This is a genomic window from Bacillus halotolerans (assembly GCF_001517105.1).
Taxonomy (GTDB): Bacteria; Bacillota; Bacilli; order Bacillales; family Bacillaceae; genus Bacillus; species Bacillus halotolerans.
Genome location: NZ_LPVF01000009.1, coordinates 26,007 through 44,627, shown reverse-complemented (window position 1 = coordinate 44,627; position 18,621 = coordinate 26,007). Strand labels below are relative to the sequence as shown.

18 protein-coding genes and 1 pseudogene are annotated in these 18,621 nt (G+C 45.8%); 17 read left to right on the top strand and 2 right to left on the bottom strand.

Features of this window, described 5'->3' with window-relative positions:
- The 11 genes from folD to AU387_RS07785 all read left to right on the top strand — a co-directional run bounded on the left by folD (nucleotide 1) and on the right by AU387_RS07785 (nucleotide 11,559).
- On the top strand, nucleotides 1-852 hold the full coding sequence (folD, locus tag AU387_RS07835; RefSeq protein ID WP_024122012.1) for a bifunctional methylenetetrahydrofolate dehydrogenase/methenyltetrahydrofolate cyclohydrolase FolD: 852 nt from the start codon (nucleotides 1-3) through the stop codon (nucleotides 850-852).
- Between the two features lie 138 nt (nucleotides 853-990).
- Entirely contained in the window at nucleotides 991-2,337 is a 1,347-nt protein-coding gene (xseA, locus tag AU387_RS07830; RefSeq protein WP_059335400.1) for an exodeoxyribonuclease VII large subunit, read from the top strand.
- On the top strand, nucleotides 2,334-2,588 hold the full coding sequence (locus AU387_RS07825; RefSeq protein ID WP_024122010.1) for an exodeoxyribonuclease VII small subunit: 255 nt from the start codon (nucleotides 2,334-2,336) through the stop codon (nucleotides 2,586-2,588). Before xseA ends, AU387_RS07825 begins: the two co-directional genes overlap by 4 nt.
- Complete coding sequence (locus tag AU387_RS07820; RefSeq protein ID WP_059293622.1) at nucleotides 2,578-3,468, top strand: polyprenyl synthetase family protein; 891 nt, start codon at nucleotides 2,578-2,580, stop codon at nucleotides 3,466-3,468. Before AU387_RS07825 ends, AU387_RS07820 begins: the two co-directional genes overlap by 11 nt.
- Nucleotides 3,469-3,645: 177 nt before the next feature.
- On the top strand, nucleotides 3,646-5,547 hold the full coding sequence (gene dxs, locus AU387_RS07815; protein WP_044154645.1) for a 1-deoxy-D-xylulose-5-phosphate synthase: 1,902 nt from the start codon (nucleotides 3,646-3,648) through the stop codon (nucleotides 5,545-5,547).
- Nucleotides 5,544-6,389, top strand: coding sequence for a TlyA family RNA methyltransferase (locus tag AU387_RS07810; protein ID WP_044154647.1), 846 nt, complete (start codon nucleotides 5,544-5,546; stop codon nucleotides 6,387-6,389). The genes dxs and AU387_RS07810 overlap by 4 nt, the downstream gene beginning before the upstream one ends.
- Before the next feature lie 96 nt (nucleotides 6,390-6,485).
- Nucleotides 6,486-6,935 carry an arginine repressor ArgR gene (argR, locus tag AU387_RS07805; protein WP_010334883.1) on the top strand — a complete coding sequence of 150 codons (450 nt, stop codon included), beginning with the start codon at nucleotides 6,486-6,488 and terminating at the stop codon, nucleotides 6,933-6,935.
- Between the two features lie 35 nt (nucleotides 6,936-6,970).
- Entirely contained in the window at nucleotides 6,971-8,701 is a 1,731-nt protein-coding gene (gene recN, locus AU387_RS07800) for a DNA repair protein RecN (RefSeq protein ID WP_059335399.1), read from the top strand.
- 174 nt (nucleotides 8,702-8,875) lie between these two features.
- Nucleotides 8,876-10,153, top strand: coding sequence for a SpoIVB peptidase (gene spoIVB / locus AU387_RS07795; RefSeq protein WP_024122004.1), 1,278 nt, complete (start codon nucleotides 8,876-8,878; stop codon nucleotides 10,151-10,153).
- A 275-nt stretch (nucleotides 10,154-10,428) separates the two neighbouring features.
- Nucleotides 10,429-11,232, top strand: a complete 804-nt coding sequence (spo0A, locus tag AU387_RS07790) for a sporulation transcription factor Spo0A (protein ID WP_010334880.1) — start codon at nucleotides 10,429-10,431, stop codon at nucleotides 11,230-11,232.
- A 147-nt stretch (nucleotides 11,233-11,379) separates the two neighbouring features.
- Nucleotides 11,380-11,559, top strand: a complete 180-nt coding sequence (locus tag AU387_RS07785) for a hypothetical protein (RefSeq protein WP_024122003.1) — start codon at nucleotides 11,380-11,382, stop codon at nucleotides 11,557-11,559.
- 253 nt (nucleotides 11,560-11,812) lie between these two features.
- Here AU387_RS07785 and AU387_RS07780 read toward each other — a convergent pair whose 3' ends face one another.
- Nucleotides 11,813-12,931, bottom strand: coding sequence for an NADH-dependent flavin oxidoreductase (locus tag AU387_RS07780; RefSeq protein WP_059335398.1), 1,119 nt, complete (start codon nucleotides 12,929-12,931; stop codon nucleotides 11,813-11,815).
- Nucleotides 12,932-13,003: 72 nt separating this feature from the next.
- Nucleotides 13,004-13,138, bottom strand: coding sequence for a hypothetical protein (locus AU387_RS21570; RefSeq protein ID WP_024122000.1), 135 nt, complete (start codon nucleotides 13,136-13,138; stop codon nucleotides 13,004-13,006).
- Between the two features lie 327 nt (nucleotides 13,139-13,465).
- On the opposite strand from AU387_RS21570, the gene AU387_RS07775 reads away from it, so the two are divergent.
- From AU387_RS07775 to AU387_RS07750, 6 genes and pseudogenes are all read left to right on the top strand, one after another.
- Nucleotides 13,466-13,759 (top strand): hypothetical protein, encoded by a 294-nt coding sequence (locus AU387_RS07775; RefSeq protein ID WP_059335655.1) that lies wholly within the window; start codon nucleotides 13,466-13,468, stop codon nucleotides 13,757-13,759.
- Between the two features lie 22 nt (nucleotides 13,760-13,781).
- On the top strand, nucleotides 13,782-14,402 hold the full coding sequence (locus tag AU387_RS07770; RefSeq protein ID WP_082687862.1) for an N-acetylmuramoyl-L-alanine amidase family protein: 621 nt from the start codon (nucleotides 13,782-13,784) through the stop codon (nucleotides 14,400-14,402).
- 89 nt (nucleotides 14,403-14,491) lie between these two features.
- Nucleotides 14,492-15,236 (top strand): annotated as a pseudogene (locus AU387_RS07765) (glycerophosphodiester phosphodiesterase).
- A gap of 123 nt (nucleotides 15,237-15,359) precedes the next feature.
- The gene (locus tag AU387_RS07760; RefSeq protein WP_059335397.1) at nucleotides 15,360-16,541 is read left to right on the top strand and encodes an acetyl-CoA C-acetyltransferase; all 1,182 of its coding nucleotides are present in this window, start codon (nucleotides 15,360-15,362) and stop codon (nucleotides 16,539-16,541) included.
- Nucleotides 16,542-16,566: 25 nt separating this feature from the next.
- Nucleotides 16,567-17,433, top strand: coding sequence for a 3-hydroxybutyryl-CoA dehydrogenase (locus AU387_RS07755; protein WP_059293629.1), 867 nt, complete (start codon nucleotides 16,567-16,569; stop codon nucleotides 17,431-17,433).
- 28 nt (nucleotides 17,434-17,461) lie between these two features.
- Nucleotides 17,462-18,601 carry an acyl-CoA dehydrogenase gene (locus AU387_RS07750; protein WP_059335396.1) on the top strand — a complete coding sequence of 380 codons (1,140 nt, stop codon included), beginning with the start codon at nucleotides 17,462-17,464 and terminating at the stop codon, nucleotides 18,599-18,601.
- The last annotated feature ends 20 nt before the right edge of the window (nucleotides 18,602-18,621 follow it).

Sequence of the window (18,621 nt, the reverse complement as noted above, 5' to 3'; positions counted from 1 at the left end):
ATGACTGCAACAATCATCGACGGAAAAGAAACGGCAAAAGAAAAACGCGAACAATTGGCAAAAGAAGTAGAAGAGCTTAAAAAGCAAGGCGTCACTCCCGGCCTGGCGGTTATTTTGATTGGAGATGACCCAGCTTCTCATTCTTACGTGCGGGGAAAGAAAAAAGCAGCAGAAACAATGGGCATGAATTTTAAGCTTGATCAATTCGACAGCAGCCTCACAGAAGCTGAACTGCTTTCGATTATTGACAAATACAATGAAGACCCTGAGTTTCACGGAATTCTCGTTCAGCTTCCGCTTCCAGACCATATTTCTGAAAAAGCGGTGATTGAACGTATTTCTCCTGATAAGGATGTAGACGGTTTTCATCCGTTAAATGTAGGAAAAATGCTGCTAGGCGAAGATACATTTCTTCCTTGTACGCCGCACGGAATTGTTGAGCTTTTGAAGAAAACCAATATTGACCTTTCCGGTAAAGAGGTTGTTGTAGTCGGCCGAAGCAATATTGTCGGTAAACCTGTCGGCCAGCTTTTATTAAATGAAAACGCGACAGTGACATACTGTCATTCAAGAACAAAAGATATATCTGAACATACGAAAAAAGCGGACATCCTGGTGGTGGCGGTCGGTAAAGCCAACTTCATCACTGCTGACCAGATGAAAGAAGGCGCCATCGTTATTGACGTCGGCGTTAACCGTTTGGAAAGCGGAAAGCTTTGCGGAGACGTTGAGTTTGAAGGTGCGAAGGAAAAAGCATCCTTTATTACACCTGTTCCGGGCGGAGTCGGTCCTATGACCATCACGATGCTTGCGCATAATACTGTTAAATCTGCGAAACGTACGTTATCATAGATCTTTGGAGATATTCAGAGACAGGCTAAAACCCTGCCTCTGTATAATGAGCACGATACCCGCTTCTTCAGGCTCCTTAAGCCAGAGCGGGTTTTCTTTAGTTATGGTGCAGGAATGCTTACGAGAGGAGTTTGAGACATGGGTGAAACAGCGTATGTTACTGTCTCAGCGCTGACAAAGTATATAAAACGAAAATTCGATGTAGATCCTCACCTTGAAAATATTTGGATTAAAGGCGAATTATCGAATGTAAAGATACACACGAGAGGCCATATTTACTTCACGTTAAAAGACGAAAACGCCCGGATGCAGTCGGTCATGTTCGCCAGACAGAGCGAGCGTCTTCCTTTTAAACCTGAAAACGGTATGAAAGTGCTGGTGAGAGGCGGAATTTCCGTATACGAACCGAGCGGAAACTATCAATTATATGCAAAAGAAATGCAGCCTGACGGGGTCGGAGCGCTTTATTTAGCGTATGAAGAATTAAAAAAGAAGCTAGCCGGAGAAGGTTTATTTGACGAACGCTACAAAAAACAAATCCCCGCATTTCCAGCCACAATCGGGGTTGTGACATCACCCACAGGTGCTGCTGTCAGAGATGTCATTACAACTCTAAAAAGAAGATATCCCCTTGTAAAAGTCATTGTTCTTCCAGCGCTCGTTCAGGGTGAAAATGCGAGCAGATCAATCGTTAGGCGCATTGAAGAGGCGAATGAAAAACAGGCGTGCGACGTATTAATTGTCGGAAGAGGCGGCGGATCGATTGAGGAACTGTGGGCGTTTAACGAAGAAATCGTAGCGCGTGCGATCTTTGCTTCCAACATACCGATCATATCGGCAGTCGGGCATGAGACGGATTTTACCATCAGTGATTTTGTTGCGGATATCAGAGCGGCGACACCTACAGGAGCAGCTGAGATTGCAGTGCCCCATACCACTGATTTAATGGAACGGACGAAAACGGCGGAAGTCAGAATGACAAGAGCGATGCAGCAGCATCTCATCCAAAAAAAAGAACGGGTTCAAACACTTCAATCCTCATATGCATTTCGCTTTCCTAAGCGGCTGTTTGAGCAAAAAGAGCAGCAGTTTGACCTTGCATACCAGCAGTTTCAAGCTCAGCTTACCGCGCTGTTGGACCGGAAAAGCAGACAGCTTGAGCGCGAAACATACAGATTAGAGGCGCTGCATCCCCATGAACAGCTGAAACAGGCGAGAAAACGGTATGAGGATCAGACGAATCAGCTGAAAAAAAATATGAATATCCAAATGAAGCAGCTGCATTCTCAGTTTCAAACCGTTCTGGGCAAGCTGAACGCGCTAAGTCCCCTTCAAATTATGGAAAGAGGATACAGCTTGGCTTATAAGGAAGATGAACTCATAAAAAGCGTCAGTCAGGTAGAAGAGAAAGACCAGCTTGAGGTAAAGCTGAAGGATGGCGTGCTGACCTGTGAAGTATTAAATAAGAGAGGGGAAGAAAAATGACAGACATGAAAAAAAATGAAAGCATGACGTTTGAAGAAGCGATGAAAGGCTTAGAAAGCATTGTATCAAAGCTTGAAGAAGGCGATGTGCCTCTGGAGCAAGCAATTAACTACTTTCAAGAAGGAATGGCTCTTTCAAAAATGTGCCATGAAAAGCTTCAAAAAGTAGAAAAGCAAATGGACTTCATTTTAAAAGAAGACGGCGAACTGGCACCTTTTAGTGTTCAGGAGGAAGACGAAGGTGACAAATAAATTAGCTAGCTTTCTGGCGGAGCGTAAAAAAACGGTTGAAAAACAGCTCTTTGTATATACAGAAAACCTTAATATCCCGGATTCATTAAAAAAATCTATGCTGTATTCCCTTGAGGCCGGAGGGAAACGGCTGCGGCCTCTCATCGTGCTGGCGGTTTTGAACGCGTACGGAAAAAGTGAAAAAGACGGTATCCCAGTCGGGTGCGCTGTTGAAATGATTCACACGTATTCATTAATTCATGATGATCTGCCTTGCATGGATGATGATGATCTGCGCCGCGGAAAGCCGACAAACCATAAAGTATTTGGTGAAGCCACGGCTGTTTTAGCGGGAGACGGGCTGCTGACGGAAAGCTTTAAGCTGATTACGTCCCATGTGTCAGACGAAGTATCCGCAGAAAAGCGGCTGCGTCTTGTGAACGAACTGATTTCAGCAGCGGGAACCGAGGGCATGGTCGGGGGGCAGATCGCCGATATGGAAGCAGAAAACCGTCAGGTCACGCTTGAAGAACTTGAATCCATTCATGAACGGAAAACAGCCAAACTGCTCGGTTTTGGCGTCATCGCCGGCGCTATTTTGGCGGATGCGCCTGAGGAAGAAATTGAAACATTGCGCGTCTTCAGCAGCCACATTGGAATCGGTTTTCAAATCAGAGACGACATTTTAGATTTAGAAGGCAGTGAAGAGAAAATCGGCAAACGTGTCGGCTCGGATACAACGAACGACAAATCAACTTATCCGTCACTTCTGTCACTGGAAGGGGCCAAAAAGAAATTGGACGGTCACATAAAAGAAGCAAAGCGCTTGATCGACGGGCTCTCCCTTCAAAAAGACCTTTTGTATGAGCTTTGTGATTTAATTGCGGCAAGAGACCACTAAAACGATCCTTATTTGAAGCGGCTGCACGACATATGGTAGAATGTAAGCAGTTTCGATGAAAATCAAAAGGAAGAGCGCGTTTGTCTTTTTTTATGCCTGAGAAATGATCTGAGTTCAGCTCGGCATTTAAGACATATATCAATGCAGAAATTCATGCTGAAAGTGAGTTGATCCGCTTTGGATCTTTTATCAATACAGGACCCGTCGTTTTTAAAAAACATGTCCATTGATGAATTAGAGAAATTAAGTGATGAGATCCGTCAGTTTCTGATTACGACTTTATCGGCTTCTGGCGGTCACATTGGCCCTAATTTGGGTGTCGTTGAGCTTACCGTTGCATTGCATAAGGAATTTAACAGCCCGAAAGACAAGTTTTTGTGGGATGTAGGCCATCAGTCTTATGTCCATAAGCTGCTGACGGGCCGGGGAAAAGAATTTGAGACCCTTCGTCAGTATAAAGGGCTTTGCGGATTCCCGAAGCGGAGCGAAAGCGAACATGACGTATGGGAAACCGGTCACAGCTCAACTTCCTTGTCCGGTGCGATGGGGATGGCGGCCGCTCGCGATATTAAAGGAACGGATGAGTTTATCATTCCGATTATCGGTGATGGTGCGCTGACCGGCGGAATGGCGCTTGAAGCGCTGAACCATATCGGTGACGAGAAAAAAGACATGATTGTTATCCTCAACGATAATGAAATGAGTATCGCTCCGAATGTCGGTGCTATTCATTCCATGCTCGGACGGCTGCGAACAGCCGGGAAATATCAATGGGTGAAAGATGAGCTTGAATACCTGTTCAAGAAGATTCCGGCTGTTGGGGGCAAGCTTGCCGCCACGGCAGAACGTGTCAAAGACAGCCTGAAGTATATGCTTGTCTCAGGCATGTTTTTCGAGGAACTCGGATTTACTTATTTAGGCCCTGTGGACGGACACTCTTATCATGAGCTGATTGAGAATCTTCAATACGCTAAAAAAACAAAAGGCCCTGTCCTGCTGCATGTGATCACCAAAAAAGGAAAAGGGTACAAACCTGCTGAAACCGATACGACCGGTACGTGGCACGGAACCGGACCATATAAAATTAATACAGGTGACTTTGTAAAACCAAAAGCCGCAGCGCCTGCATGGAGCAGCCTTGTCAGCGGCACAGTACAGCGAATGGCACGTGAGGACGGGCGAATCGTGGCGATAACACCGGCAATGCCTGTCGGTTCGAAGCTTGAAGGCTTTGCGCAGGAATTTCCTGACCGAATGTTCGATGTCGGAATTGCAGAGCAGCATGCCGCTACAATGGCAGCTGCTATGGCATTACAAGGGATGAAGCCGTTTCTGGCTATCTATTCAACCTTCCTGCAGCGTGCATATGACCAGGTTGTTCATGACATCTGCCGTCAAAACGCCAATGTGTTTATCGGAATTGACCGTGCCGGATTAGTCGGTGCAGATGGCGAGACGCATCAAGGCGTATTTGATATCGCGTTTATGCGCCACATTCCAAATGTGGTCTTAATGATGCCAAAGGATGAAAATGAAGGGCAGCATATGGTTCATACAGCGCTCAGTTATGACGACGGTCCGATCGCCATGCGCTTTCCGCGCGGAAACGGCCTCGGCGTCAAAATGGATGAACAGCTTAAAACAATCCCAATCGGCACGTGGGAGGTGCTGCGTCCGGGTAACGACGCGGTCATCTTAACATTTGGAACAACAATTGAAATGGCGCTTGAAGCTGCTGAAGAGCTGCAAAAAGAAGGCCTTTCCGTACGCGTCGTTAACGCGCGATTCATTAAGCCGATTGATGAAAAGATGATGAAGGATATACTAAATGAAGGCTTGCCGATTCTAACGATTGAAGAAGCGGTCTTAGAAGGCGGATTCGGAAGCGCGGTTTTAGAATTCGCTCATGATCAGGGGATGTATCATACGCCGATCGACAGAATGGGCATACCGGATCGATTTATAGAACATGGTAGCGTAACGGCGCTTCTTGAAGAAATAGGCTTAACGAAACAACAGGTGGCAGACAGAATTCGATTGCTGGCACCGCCGAAGACACATAAAGGAATTGGATCATGACGGCTAAGAAAGAACGATTAGATGTATTACTAGTGGAAAGAGGGCTTGCGGAAACGCGGGAAAAAGCGAAACGGGCCATTATGGCAGGGATCGTGTATTCGAATGAAAACCGCTTGGACAAGCCTGGTGAAAAAATTGACCGCGAGCTTCCGTTGACTATCAAAGGAAACCCGCTGAAATATGTGAGCAGAGGCGGCTTAAAGCTTGAAAAAGCGCTGAAAGAATTTCCTGTCTCTGTTCAGGACAAAATTATGATTGATATCGGTTCCTCCACCGGCGGCTTTACAGACTGTGCTCTGCAAAACGGCGCAAAACAGTCGTACGCGGTGGATGTAGGCTATAATCAGCTTGCATGGAAGCTAAGACAGGACGAACGTGTCGTCGTGATGGAACGCACGAATTTCCGTTATGCGACTCCGGCAGACTTCACAAAGGGCATGCCGGAGTTTGCTACGATTGATGTATCCTTTATTTCACTTCGGCTGATCCTGCCTGTTTTAAAAACATTGCTTGTACCGGGCAGCGATTGTATTGCGCTTGTCAAGCCTCAGTTTGAAGCAGGCCGGGAATCTGTTGGCAAAAAAGGCATTGTCAGAGATCCGAAGGTGCATGCAGATGTCCTGCGGCGTATGGTCAGTTTTTCGGCTGGCGAGGGCTATATCTGCAAAGGCCTGTCATTTTCTCCAATTACGGGAGGAGACGGAAATATTGAATTTCTCCTTCATTTGCACTGGCTGGGAGAAGGTCAAGAAGGTGCAGGTTTGCCTGAGGAGGAAATCAGCCGTATAGTGGAAGAAGCACATAAGACGTTAAAAGAAAAAAAAGCAGATGTACCGGAATAATAGGGCGCTATTATTCCTTTTTTCTGCATTCATGTACTTTTTGCGGAGAATCATATACCATATAAGAACAGATAAGCTGGAAATAGAGGTGCTTACATGAACAAAGGCCAGAGGCATATCAAAATCAGAGAAATCATTACAAGCAATGAAATCGAAACCCAAGATGAATTGGTCGACATGCTGAAGCAGGATGGATACAAGGTGACACAAGCCACGGTTTCACGTGATATTAAAGAGCTTCACCTTGTGAAGGTGCCGACAAATAACGGCTCATATAAATACAGCCTACCGGCGGACCAGCGTTTCAACCCGCTGTCTAAGCTGAAACGGTCACTGATGGATGCTTTTGTGAAAATAGACTCAGCAAGCCATATGATTGTGCTGAAAACCATGCCGGGCAATGCCCAGGCAATCGGAGCGCTTATGGACAATCTGGACTGGGACGAAATTATGGGGACCATTTGCGGAGATGACACCATTTTAATTATTTGCCGGACTCCTGAAGATACCGACGGCGTAAAAAGCCGGCTCCTAGAGCTGCTGTAAAGGAAATCTAACAAAGATAAGAGGTGTAATGCTGTTTGTTAGCTGAATTATCGATTAAAAATTTTGCCATTATTGAGGAACTGACGGTTTCTTTTGAACGCGGGCTTACGGTTTTAACAGGAGAAACCGGAGCCGGCAAATCCATCATCATAGATGCCATTTCACTTTTGGTCGGTGGCCGCGGTTCATCTGAATTTGTCAGATATGGAGAAACAAAAGCCGAGCTTGAAGGGCTGTTTCTGTTAGATAGCGGCCATCCCGTTTTTGACGTTTGTGCTGAACAGGGGATTGACGTTTCAGATGAAATGATCGTCATGAGAAGGGATATCAGCACGAACGGAAAAAGCGTATGCCGGGTTAATGGCAAACTTGTAACGATTGCGTCGCTTAGAGAAATCGGCAGGCTTTTATTAGATATTCACGGGCAGCACGATAACCAGCTGTTAATGGAGGACGAAAACCATCTTCAGCTTTTGGACAAGTTTGCGGGAGCCGAAGTGGAAAGCGCACTTCAAGCGTATCAGGAAGGCTATCAGCGATATATGAAGCTGCTTAAAAAGCTGAAGCAGCTTTCTGAAAGTGAGCAGGAAATGGCACACCGGCTTGATCTGATTCAATTTCAGCTGGAAGAAATCGAATCAGCAAAGCTTGAACTGAACGAAGATGAGCAGCTGCAAGAAGAGCGCCAGCAAATTTCAAATTTTGAGAAAATATTTGAATCACTGCAAAATGCTTATAACGCGCTGCGCAGCGAGCAGGGCGGTCTGGACTGGGTCGGAATGGCGTCGTCTCAGCTTGAAGATTTATCCGATATTAACGAACCGCTGCAAAAACTTTCTGAGAGTGTTTCGAACTCCTACTACCTTTTAGAGGACGCTACATTTCAGATGAGAAATATGCTGGATGAGCTTGAATATGACCCGGAGCGCTTGAATTTTATTGAGACGCGTCTTAATGAGATCAAGCAGCTGAAGCGGAAATACGGGGCAACCGTTGAGGATATTTTAGAATATGCTTCTAAAATTGAAGAAGAGATTGATCAAATTGAAAACAGAGACAGCCATCTGCAAAGCCTGAAGCAGGAGTTGGATTCGGTTGGTAAAGATGTTGCAGTGGAAGCGGCAAACGTTTCCCGAATCCGAAAAACGTGGGCGAAAAAGCTGGCTGAGGAAATCCATCGTGAACTGAAAAGCTTATATATGGAAAAGTCGACTTTCGATACGGAGTTTAAGGTCAGAACGGCGACCCGCAGTGAGGAAGCGCCGGTCGTAAACGGACAGCCTGTTCAGCTCACTGAACAAGGGATTGATCTGGTGAAGTTTTTAATTTCCACCAATACGGGCGAGCCGCTGAAATCTCTTTCTAAAGTCGCTTCCGGCGGAGAGCTGTCGAGGGTCATGCTTGCCATTAAAAGCATTTTTTCCTCACAGCAGGACGTAACCTCGATTATATTTGACGAGGTAGATACAGGCGTAAGCGGCAGGGTCGCTCAGGCTATTGCTGAAAAGATTCACAAAGTATCGATGGGATCACAAGTGCTATGCATTACGCACCTGCCTCAGGTAGCAGCCATGGCCGATACCCATCTTTACATTGCGAAAGAATTAAAAGACGGAAGAACGACGACGCGTGTAAAGCCGCTGACTAAACAAGAGAAGGTGACGGAAATCGGACGCATGATAGCAGGAGTCGAAGTTACAGACTTGACGAAACGCCATGCGAAAGAGCTGTTAAAACAAGCGGATCAAGTCAAAACAACTGGGTAAGCTGCGCGATATGCGCAGCTTATTTTTTTGTATACACATCCATTCGTTCATCAGTATATCCAATGTTTTTCTTTATAAGACAGTTATAAATAAGGGCTGAGAAGGCAAAAGTAATGATGTAGCAGCAATTCATAAAGAAGGTGTGGGGTAGGAGCGAGGAGAGTGAAGTAGTGAATGCCGGATAACATCAGAAAAGCAATAGGTTTAATTCTCCTTGTTTCGTTATTAAGTGTAGGTTTATGCAAACCATTAAAAGAGTATTTACTGATTCCAACGCAAATGAGAGTATTTGAAACCCAAACACAAGCCATAGAAACGAGTTTATCGGTAAACGCCCAGGAAAAATCATCAGAAGCGTTTACAGTTGAGAAAGACCCGCATGAAATCAAAGTCACAGGCAAAAAATCAGGCCAGTCAGAATTAGTATATGATCTTGCCGGATTTCCAATCAAAAAAACAAAAGTGCAAGTTCTTCCGGATTTAAAAGTCATACCGGGCGGGCAATCCATCGGTGTCAAACTTCATTCCGTGGGAGTGCTTGTCGTCGGATTTCATCAAATTAACACAAGCGAAGGGAAAAAATCCCCTGGTGAATCGGCTGGTATTACAGCAGGCGACATTATTATTGAGATGAATGGACAGAAAATTGAAAAAATGAATGATGTTGCCCCGTTTATTCAAAAAGCGGGAAACACCGGAGAGTCACTTGATTTGCTGATCAAACGTGATAAACAGAAGATCAAAACAAAGCTGATTCCTCAAAAGGATGAAGCTGAAGGCAAATACCGAATCGGTCTATATATCAGGGATTCTGCCGCAGGCATCGGCACGATGACCTTTTATGAGCCGAAAACAAAAAAATACGGAGCGCTTGGCCACGTGATCTCCGATATGGATACGAAAAAACCAATCGTCGTGGAAGATGGAGAAATTGTCAAATCGACTGTGACATCAATTGAAAAAGGGACAGGCGGAAATCCTGGAGAAAAACTGGCGCGATTTTCCTCTGAACGCAAAACGATCGGGGACATTAACAGAAACAGCCCATTTGGAATCTTCGGCACGTTACATCAGCCGATTAAAAACAAAATCTCAGATAAGGCGCTGCCGGTTGCCTTTTCAAATGAAGTGAAAAAAGGGCCTGCGGAAATCTTAACGGTCATTGATGATGATAAGGTAGAAAAATTTGATATCGAAATCGTCAGCACGACACCGCAAAAATTTCCGGCTACAAAAGGAATGGTCTTGAAAATTACCGATCCGAGACTGCTGAAGGAAACAGGCGGCATTGTACAAGGCATGAGCGGGAGCCCAATCATTCAAAATGGAAAGGTTGTCGGCGCTGTCACCCATGTGTTTGTCAACGACCCGACAAGCGGTTACGGTGTGCATATTGAATGGATGCTGTCTGAAGCAGGAATCGATATTTACGGAAAAGAAAAAGCAAGCTGACTGCCGGATCTCCGGCAGTTTTTTGCTTTTCCCCCTCTTCACTTCTCATCATACATACGTTAAAATGAACAAAAGAAGATTTTTCGACAAATTCACGTTTCCTTATTTGTCAAATTTCATTTTTAGTCGAAAAACAGAGAAAAACATAGAATAACGAAGATATGCCACTATTATTGTTAGTTATGATTTTTTTTAGAGGGTATATAGCGGTTTTTGTCGAATATAAACATGTAGCAAGGTGGAATCCTGTTAACTACATTGGGGGAGGAAGAAACGTGGAGAAAATTAAAGTTTGTGTTGCTGACGATAATCGAGAGCTGGTAAGCCTGTTGAGTGAATATATAGAAGGACAGGAAGACATGGAAGTCATCGGAGTTGCGTATAACGGACAGGAATGCCTGTCGCTATTTAAAGAAAAAGATCCTGATGTGCTCGTCTTGGATATTATTATGCCTCATTTGGACGGACTTGCTGTTTTAGAGCGACTGAGAGAATCCGATCTGAAAAAACAGCCAAACGTCATCATGCTGACAGCCTTCGGGCAGGAAGATGTCACGAAAAAGGCCGTCGATTTAGGAGCGTCCTACTTTATTCTCAAACCGTTTGATATGGAAAACCTTGTCGGCCATATTCGCCAGGTCAGCGGAAATGCCAGCAGTGTGACGCATCGCGCACCGTCATCACAAAGCAGCATTATACGCAGCAGCCAGCCCGAACCAAAAAGGAAAAATCTCGACGCGAGCATCACAAGCATTATCCATGAAATCGGCGTCCCTGCACATATTAAAGGCTATCTCTATCTGCGTGAAGCGATCTCAATGGTGTACAACGATATCGAGCTGCTCGGCAGTATTACAAAAGTCCTCTATCCGGACATCGCCAAAAAATTCAACACAACCGCTAGCCGTGTAGAAAGAGCGATCCGCCACGCGATTGAAGTGGCATGGAGCAGAGGGAATATTGATTCCATTTCCTCATTGTTCGGCTATACGGTCAGCATGACGAAGGCAAAACCTACAAATTCAGAGTTCATTGCGATGGTTGCAGACAAGCTGAGATTAGAGCATAAGGCTTCTTAAGCATGATCAGCACAAGCACTTAAATCAAACGTCTTTTATTTATTGGTTTCCGCTGATAAATAGGAGGCGTTTTGTTTTTGGATAAATCTGTTATAATGAATGCGGCAGATGGGTGAATATTTGTTTTTACGATTGGAGTGATCGAAAATGTGTGAAAAGTACGGGCTGCTGATGGCTATATTTATCCTTTCCCTTTGTGTCAATTCAAACATCATCGTGGAGTCACACAAAATAGGCATGCTGATTGACTTCATTTCATTTGCTGCAATGGTCGTATGTATATTCGTTGGCTGGACCATGAGAAACAGAAAGTCAAAAACGGATTGACACCCTTTACGCTGTATGTTCGTAGTAAAAAGAGCAATATGAGGTATAAAGGAGACATAAAATGAAAAAGAGAAAAAAGAAAAACAGAAAACGTGACGGACTGCTGTTCGATTTTCTAACCGAAGGAATTGGTCAGCTTCTCATTTTGCCATTTAAATATGTGCACAAACTATTCGATTGACGAAAAGGACCCTTTCTTAAGGGTCTTTTTTTATAAAAAAGACTGCCGAAACATTCCGGCAGTCACGTCAAATTAATCTTTATAAGGAACCCATCCGGGTGTGTTCACAATCGCTTGCCATAGCGGCTCAGACAAGTGATATTTTTCTTTGTCTGTCCCTTTTATCACTGTTTCAATTTGTTTTTCGCGTCCTTCTTTTACTTTTACAGCCCAATCAGGATCAACTAAAATTTCACGCCCCATCGCCACCAGCGGAATACCGTTTTCAATCACAGCAAGCGCGTCATCAGCAGAATGGATGGAACCAACAGCAATCAGAGGCACCTTGTGTCCGACACGTTCATTCAATAAGTCCATGCGCGTACGTGTCGGGTCTGCCCCGCGGCGCGCTTTGGAGTTGACGTCCATCAATGAAATATGGAGGTAATCCAGTTCTTTTTCCACTAAGGCATCAACAAGCGTGAAGGTTTCTGTCATTGTCAGTCCCGGTGTATCTGGCTCTTCCGGAGACGGGCGGTAGCCGACTAAAAATGCACCCTTCGCGTGATCGGCAATTGCTTCTTTCACCTCATCCACAATAGCAAGCGGGAAGGCTAATCGTTTCTCATCGCTTCCTCCCCAGCGGTCTGTGCGCTGATTTGTTTTTGGAGAATAAAACTGCTGAATCAAGTAGCCGTTTGCACCGTGAATTTCGACACCGTCAAATCCGGCTTCAATGGCGCGTCTTGTCGCTTCTCCAAAAGCCTTCACAATATTTTCAACCTCTGCTTCTGTTAAGGCGCGGGCCATTTGTTTGCCGTTATCAGACACGTCACTTGGCGCTACAACATCCTGATTCGGAACGAGCTCAGCAGGGCATTCAATTCCGCCGTGATGAATTTGCACAATCGCTTTTGACCCTTGTGCTTGAATGGCTTGGGCTAATCTTTTTAGCCCGGCAATATGTGAGTCGTCATGGATGGCTGGCTGTCCGGAAAACGCTTTTCCATCAGGCGTGACGTTTGCGCATGCTGTAATCACCATTCCCATTTCTTTTGAACGGGGGATGATATAGTCCAGCTCCGCTTCAGAAATCGTACCGTCTTCATTGGAAGAATAATGGGTCATTGGAGCAACCGCGATCCGGTTGTCAATCGTAACGCCGCTTCGGAATGTAAATGATTCAAAGAGCGGTTTGTACTTTGGATTCATAAGATCATCTTCTTTCGTTTGGATTCGCACATATTCTAGCCTATATGTAAAATTTGATGCAATCAATCTGCTTCACCGGCTGAATATCTTGAGTGCCGAATGTGGTTTTCTTCGCTCTTTTTCGGGGCTTTTGTAGCCGCCTTTGATTTGATGGCCAATGGAGCAAGTGATGACCGCCGCGGCTAGCAGCAGAACGAATTTTTTCATGAGCTGTAACTTCTTTCTGTAAAGTAAATATTCTTTAAAGCTTACCCCTGCCCAACCCTTCCGTCAAACCATCTGCTCACCGTATTCATCAATTTTTTTTAAAATGAATATAAAGTTGCTTCTTTCAGCTAATTTTTTCTAAAATGCTGCTCTTTTAGAGACATCCTCATAGACAAATCCGCTTGCTTTCTTTCTAACAACAGGAAATCAGCAGGTCAGATAGCCCTTTTGAAAATCATGGAAAAGTTGTACCGGCTTTTGTGCAAGCTTTACAAATCCGCCATTCTGGTCAAAGATAAAAGCCAAACATCAGGAAGAGGTGATCATGTGAAACAAACTGGTCTATTTCTGTTTACTGTACTGCTGCTTTCCGGATGCAGTATTGCAAGCGCGGATGAATCAGCTCCGAGGTTTACAGAAGAGGGCAAATACATTGGCTCGGCCGATCCTCATACAATCGCTGTTTCCCTTAACGGAGAAGAAACCATGATACAAGTTCCGAGAGACAAGCGTGATGATTGTGAGGATCTGCTAGATCATACAAATGTCCAGGTGAAATATATAAAAAAAGAGAACGGAACCTTACAGCTGGAAGATATTCAGCAGCAAAAGAATTCGTAATGACAGACCGGAGGGAGAAACGTTGAGAATGTTATGGAGGAGTTTAGCGATATGCGGATTGGCTTTTATGCTCGCACCCTGTGCGCAAGCGGCAGAGCCGGTAGCAGGGAAGACGGTATATATTGATGCCGGCCATGGCGGCAAAGACAGCGGGGCAGTCGGAAACGGGCTCTTAGAGAAAAATATTAATTTGGCTGTCTCCCGTCATATTGTGGACAAGCTGAAAGCGGAAGGAGCGAATCCTGTCGCTACAAGGACAGATGATCATTTTCTGACCTTGGAGGAAAGAGTGGCAAAAGCAAGTGCAAACCATGCCGATCTTTTTGTGAGTATTCATGTGAATTCGGGCGTTTCCTCCGCTTCAGGCACGGAAACGTACTTTCAGTCTGATTATGAAGCGGAAAACAGTCAGCGGCTGGCATCAGATATTCAGTCAGAGCTGGTATCATCCTTGCAAACAAGAAACAGGGGTGTGAAAGAATCAGATTTTTATGTCATTACATATTCACAAATGCCGAGCGTGCTGGCTGAGCTTGGATTTATTACAAACAGCTCTGATGCGGACAAGCTTGGGAGTGAAGTATATCAGGAAAAAGCTGCAGACGCGATTGTCGCGGGGATCGATTCTTATTACGCGCAATAGTCTGAGTACAAGAAACCTTAATTCTAGAGTGACAAGGCCAAAATCAGTATAATGAAGAAAACGGGCAACTTTAGGCTTGAGGTGAAACAATGACAAAGATTTTTGCCCATCGGGGGGCATCAGGTCATTATCCCGAAAATACAATGATTGCATTTGAAAAAAGGGATTGAAGACGGAGCAGACGGAATAGAGCTTGATGTTCAGCTGACAAAAGACGGACGTATTGCCGTTATTCATGATGAAAGGCTCGACCGGACGACATCCTTAAAAGGTTTCGTAAAGGACACGGTGTACGATGTCTTGAAAACCGCGGATGCGGCTGCCGGTCATCATCAAACAGTCGGCGATGTAAGGGTGCCGCTGCTTGAAGACGTGCTCTCGTGGGCTGAAAAAAAGGATTTTCTGATTAACATTGAATTGAAAAACAGCGTGATCCGCTATGAAGGAATGGAAGAAAAAGTGCTTGAGGCAGTAAAGCGATTTAAAATAGAAGAAAGAACGATTCTGTCCGCATTTAATCATGAAAGCTTAGCCTTATGCGGCCGGCTGGCACCCCATATTGAGCGGGCGGTGCTGACCTCAGATGTGCTTTATCAGGCTGATCAATATGTAAAATCCATTCCGGCAGCCGGCTACCACCCAAAGCTGCATAGCCCGGCGATAACGGATGAAGTGCTGCATCAAATGCGGAACAGTTCGATTAAGGTAAGGCCTTTTACAGTCAATCGGCCAGACGATATGGAGCATTTGATGAAAATGGCAGCAGACGGCATTTTCACAGATTTTCCTGAGCGGGCTGCTGCCATCGCTAAGAAATTGAATAGAAGAAATTAGTTTTCAAGAAGGCTGCCGGAGCAGCCTTCTTTTTTCATTCATTCATACCTGTTTCAAAGCATACATTCATAGAAGACATCAAGAAATGTAAGCGCTGTCTATCTTCCGATTTGAGGTGACACTATGAGGAAAACAGTTATTGTAAGTGCTGCGAGAACCCCGTTTGGTAAATTTGGCGGGGCATTAAAAGAAGTAAAAGCTGCTGAACTCGGGGGCGCTGCTATGAAAGAGGCGTTAAAGCGTGCCGGAGTCTCTGGAGATCAGGCGGAAGGCGCGGTCATGGGTATGGTTGTCCAAGCCGGTGCGGGCCAGATACCTTCCCGGCAAGCTGCCCGTATAGCCGGACTGCCTTGGAGTGTGCCATCGGAAACGCTGAATAAAGTTTGCGCCTCCGGCCTTCGCGCTGTCACTCTATGTGACCAAATGATTCGGGCGCATGATGCGGACATTCTTGTTGCCGGAGGCATGGAGAGCATGAGCAATATTCCGTATGCTGTTCCCGCTGGCCGCTGGGGCGCGCGGATGGGTAACGGTGAGCTAAGGGATTTAATGGTTTATGACGGATTAATGTGCGCCTTTGATGAAGTGCACATGGCCGTTCACGGAAATACGGCGGCCAAGGAATATGGAATTTCACGTAAAGAGCAGGATGAATGGGCCCTTCGAAGCCACAAGCGGTCGGCCGAGGCGGCCGATGAAGGAAAGTTTGATGAAGAAATTGTTCCTGTCAGCTGGCTTGGCCGGAAAGGAAAAACAAACATTGTTGACAAAGATGAAGCGATTCGCCGCGATACCACTCTCGATCAGCTTGCGAAACTTTCTCCGATTTATTCAAGTGACGGATCCATTACAGCCGGCAATGCACCGGGAGTCAACGACGGAGCGGGAGCATTTGTATTAATGTCTGAGGAAAAAGCAGCTGAACTAGGAAAGCGTCCTCTTGCAACCATTCTTGGTTTTTCAACAGCCGGAATGCAAGCGCATGAGCTTGCGGCCGCTCCGGGATACGCAATAAACAAGCTGCTCCAAAAGACCGGTTTTACATTACAGGATATTGATCTTTTTGAAGTCAATGAAGCATTTGCTTCCGTTGTATTAACATGTGAAAAAATCGTCGGATTTGATCTTGAAAAAGTAAACGTAAATGGCGGAGCGATTGCGCTGGGCCACCCGATCGGCGCTAGCGGTGCGAGAATTTTGATGACACTTGTGTACGAATTAAAGCGCCGGGGAGGCGGACTGGGTATTGCTGCTATTTGCAGCGGGGCGGCTCAGGGAGACGCTGTCTTGGTTCAAGTTCATTAAAACATTGACGGAGAAGGGGATTTGAATGGAAATCAAACATATCATGGTAGCCGGCGCCGGACAGATGGGAAGCGGAATTGCCCAAACAGCGGCTGAAGCCGGCTTTTATGTGCGGCTGTATGATTTGAATCCGGAGGCAGCGGAATCGGGGTTTCAGCACATAAAAAAGCATTTGAACCGCGCTGCTGAAAAAGGAAGAAAGACGGAAGCTGAAGTGAAGGCTGTTATCAGCCGCATTTCGCTTTCCCCCGCGCTGGAGGAGGCGCAGCATGCGGATGTTGTGATTGAAGCAATTGCAGAAAACATGACGGCAAAAACTAAATTGTTCAAAAACCTTGATCATATTTGCCCGGCTCATACGCTTTTGGCCAGCAATACATCTTCCTTGCCTATAACAGAAATTGCAGCTGTCACAAATCGTCCAGAACACGTCATTGGCATGCATTTTATGAACCCCGTCCCTGTTATGAAACTGGTTGAAGTTATTCGCGGCCTGGCGACATCAGATGAAACGGCATTAACCATTACGGCATTAGCAGAAAAAATGGGGAAAACACCGGTGGAAGTCAATGATTTTCCCGGATTTGTCTCCAACCGTGTGCTTCTGCCAATGATTAATGAAGCCATCTATTGTCTTTATGAGGGGGTAGCTGAGCCAAACGCAATAGACCAGGTCATGAAGCTTGGTATGAATCACCCGATGGGCCCGCTTAAATTAGCTGATTTTATCGGGCTGGACACGTGTTTGTCGATTATGGAAGTCCTTCACTCCGGGCTTGGAGACTCCAAGTACCGTCCTTGCCCGCTGCTTCGTAAGTACGTCAAAGCAGGGTGGCTCGGCAAAAAGAGCGGACGCGGCTTTTATCATTACGGCGAGGAGAAGAATACCTGAAGTCAATTCCAATCCGGGGGTGGCCGAGTTGCATTTAACCCAAGAGCAAGTCATGATGCGAAAGATGGTGCGGGATTTTGCCCGAAAAGAAATTGCTCCTGCTGCGGAGGTCATGGAGAAAACAGATGAATTTCCATTTCAGCTAATGAAGAAAATGGGTGAACACGGCTTGATGGGAATACCAGTGCCGGAACAGTATGGCGGCGCTGGAGCGGACGTTGTTTCTTATATTTTGGCCATTCATGAGATTTCTAAAATCAGCGCGGCGGTCGGTGTCATTCTTTCGGTTCATTCCTCAGTGGGCACAAATCCGATTTTGTACTTCGGAAACGAAGAGCAAAAAGTGAAATATATACCGAAACTCGCTTCAGGCAGCTATTTGGGTGCATTTGCGCTGACTGAGCCATACTCTGGATCGGATGCCGGGAGCCTTCGCACCACAGCAATCAAAAAGAACGGCAAATATATTTTAAACGGATCGAAAATTTTCATAACAAACGGCGGTGCCGCCGACCTCTATATTACGTTTGCTTTAACAGCCCCAGGCCAAAACAGGAACGGGATTTCGGCTTTTATCGTTGAAAAGAACACACCGGGTTTTACAGTCGGCAAAAAAGAAAGAAAGCTGGGGCTTCACGGGTCCAATACAACAGAGCTGATATTTGAAAATGCGGAAGTGCCGGAAGAGAATTTGCTGGGCGAAGAGGGCGATGGATTTAAAATCGCGATGGCGAATCTGAATGTGGGGCGCATCGGCATTGCAGCACAAGCGCTGGGAATCGCAGAGGCTGCCCTGGAATATGCGGTTGCTTACGCGAAACAGCGTGTCCAATTCAACAGGCCTATCGCAGCCAATCAAGGCATATCGTTTAAGCTCGCCGATATGGCGACAAGAGCAGAGGCGGCAAGGCACCTTGTCTATCATGCGGCAGATCTCCATAACCGCGGCCTGGCCTGCGGAAAGGAAGCGTCCATGGCTAAACAATTTGCTTCCGATTCAGCGGTGAAGGCTGCCCTTGAGGCAGTCCAGATTTATGGAGGATATGGTTATATGAAGGATTATCCGGTCGAACGGCTGCTTAGGGATGCAAAGGTAACACAAATTTATGAAGGCACAAATGAAATTCAAAGACTCATTATTTCCAAGCACCTGCTTGGCGCAATCTGACAGATAATAACGCAAAGCGG